The organism is Poseidonibacter antarcticus (assembly GCF_003667345.1).
In the GTDB taxonomy this organism is placed as follows: domain Bacteria; phylum Campylobacterota; class Campylobacteria; order Campylobacterales; family Arcobacteraceae; genus Poseidonibacter; species Poseidonibacter antarcticus.
The window spans coordinates 1-3,099 of record NZ_RCWF01000027.1; the positions used below are offsets into that span (position 1 = coordinate 1).

Annotated in this window: 1 rRNA gene; it reads right to left on the minus strand. The window is 44.9% G+C overall.

Annotated features, from left to right (window positions below):
* Positions 1 to 114 precede the first annotated feature (114 nt).
* A 23S ribosomal RNA gene (locus D9T19_RS14210) occupies positions 115 to 3,029 on the minus strand.
* Positions 3,030 to 3,099: the final 70 nt, after the last annotated feature.

The following is a 3,099-nucleotide window of genomic DNA, read 5'->3' on the forward strand; positions in this document are numbered from 1 at the left end:
TAATCTAATATACTCATTACTCAACTTATATGTTGAGTAAAAGATATTTTAATGTTAAAGTCACACAATGTATACTTAATAAGATAGTAAACCAAAGAATACTAAATTTGAATTATAAATAAGCCAAACGATCTATTAGTACTAGTCAGCTAAACGTCTTACAACGCTTACACATCTAGCCTATCAACCTCTTAGTCTTAGAGGGATCTTCAGGGAAAGTTAATCTTGGAGTTGGCTTCGTGCTTAGATGCTTTCAGCGCTTATCTCATCCGTACGTAGCTACCCAACGATGCTCTTGGCAGAACAATTGGTACACTAGTGGTACGTTCATCCCGGTCCTCTCGTACTAGGGACAAATCTCCTCAACTTTCCTACGCCCACGGAAGATAGGGACCGAACTGTCTCACGACGTTCTGAACCCAGCTCGCGTACCGCTTTAAATGGCGAACAGCCATACCCTTGGGACCTGCTTCAGCCCCAGGATGCGATGAGCCGACATCGAGGTGCCAAACCTCCCCGTCGATGTGAGCTCTTGGGGGAGATCAGCCTGTTATCCCCGGCGTACCTTTTATCCTTTGAGCGATGGCCCTTCCACACAGAACCACCGGATCACTATGACCGACTTTCGTCTCTGTTCGACTTGTATGTCTCACAGTCAAGCTAGTTTATGCCATTATACTCAACTGGCGATTTCCATCCGCCATGAACTAACCTTTGTAAGCCTCCGTTACTTTTTAGGAGGCGACCGCCCCAGTCAAACTACCCACCAGACATTGTCCTGGTACAGGATAACTGTACCCAGTTAGTAACTCAAATATTTAAGGGTGGTATCTCAAGGTTGGCTCCACTAGAATTAGCATCCTAGTTTCATAGCCTCCCACCTATCCTGCACATAAATATCCAAGCTACAGTGTCAAGCTGTAGTAAAGGTGCACGGGGTCTTTCCGTCTTTCCGCGGGTAGGAGGAATTTTCACCTCCACTACAATTTCACTGGATCCCTGGTTGAGACAGCTCCCATCTCGTTACGCCATTCATGCAGGTCGGTATTTAACCGACAAGGAATTTCGCTACCTTAGGACCGTTATAGTTACGGCCGCCGTTTACTCGGGCTTCAATCAAATGCTTCGATAAATCTAACATCATCAGTTAACCTTCGAGCACCGGGCAGGCGTCACACCTTATACATCCTCTTACGAGTTAGCAAAGTGCTGTGTTTTTGGTAAACAGTCGGGAGGGACTCTTTGTTGCAACCTCTTTAGCTTTCGAGAGTAAATCTCTATACCAAAGTAGGCACACCTTATACCGAAGATACGGTGCTAGTTTGCAGAGTTCCTTAACCAGGGTTCTTCCACGCGCCTTAGAATACTCATCCCACCCACCTGTGTCGGTTTACGGTACGGGCAACATATAATATACTTAGTGGCTTTTCTTGGCACGACAGTATCATCGATTCTAAACGCTACTCGAAAGTATTGTTCAGCCTGTAAGATCTCGGTCTAGTGTAATCCGGATTTACCTAAATTACAACCTACTTCCTTCGACCCACTATTCCATCAGTGAGCTCGATTAACTCTATGCGTCCCCACATCGCGCTTATATGTTGGTATTGAAATATTAATCAATTTGCCATCGTCTACCCCTTTCGGACTTGACTTAGGACCCGACTAACCCTACGATGACGAGCATCGCGTAGGAAACCTTGGGTTTTCGGCGTTAAGGATTCTCACCTTAATTATCGCTACTCATGCCTGCATGCTCACTTCTATCCGCTCCAGTACTCCTTGCCGGTATACCTTCAACGCTGAATAGAACGCTCTCCTACCACTCAATATAAATATTGAATCTAAAGCTTCGGTGCATATCTTAGCCCCGTTATATTTTCCGCGCAGAATCACTAGACCAGTGAGCTGTTACGCTTTCTTTAAAGGATGGCTGCTTCTAAGCCAACCTCCTGGTTGTCACAGTAACTCCACATCGTTTTCCACTTAGATATGACTTTGGGACCTTAGCTGTTAGTCTGGGTTGTTCCCCTCTCGACATAGGATTTTATCACCCTACGCCTGACTCCCGTGATTACACATATAGTATTCATAGTTTGATAGGGTTTGGTACCGCGGTAAGCAGCCCTAGCCCATTCAGTGCTCTACCCCTATATGCTACAACACGAGGCTATACCTAAATATATTTCGGAGAGAACCAGCTATCACGAAGTTTGATTGGCCTTTCACCCCTATCCACAAGTCATCCGAGCACTTTTCAACGCACACCGGTTCGGTCCTCCACTGGCTCTTACACCAGCTTCAACCTGCTCATGGATAGATCACTTCGTTTCGGGTCTGCAGCATCTGACTAATTCGCCCTATTAAGACTCGCTTTCGCTACGGCTTCGCACTTGGCTTAACCTTGCCAGACACCACAACTCGCAGGCTCATTATGCAAAAGGCAGTCCATCACCCTGATAAATCATAGGGCTCTGAATGATTGTAAGCTAATGGTTTCAGGTTCTATTTCACTCTCCTCGCTGGAGTACTTTTCACCTTTCCCTCACGGTACTTGTTCACTATCGATCTGTAAGTAGTATTTAGGATTAGAGGGTGGTCCCCCTAGATTCAGTCAGAATATCACGTGTTCCGACCTACTCAGGATACCAATAGAGCTATTGAACATTTCGATTACAGGAGTTTCACCTTCTACGCTTAATCTTTCCAGATTATTCATCTATATTCTCTAGTCTCACATCTTGGTCCTACAACCCCCTATGCAAGCATAGGGTTTGTCCTAATCCCATTTCGCTCGCCGCTACTTTGGGAATCTCTTTTGATTTCTCTTCCTCTGGTTACTGAGATGTTTCACTTCACCAGGTTTGCCCACTTTCGTGTAACTAATATCGCTATTAGCTGGGTTGTCCCATTCGGAAATTCACGGATCAAAACTTCTTGACAGTTCCCCGTGACTTATCGCAGTCTAGTACGTCCTTCATCGCCTCTTACAGTCTAGGCATCCACCATTAGCCCTTAATAGCTTATAATAAATAGAATTAAATTCTATCGCATTTGATAATTATTCTTTGGCTACTATCTTATTAAACATACATTACA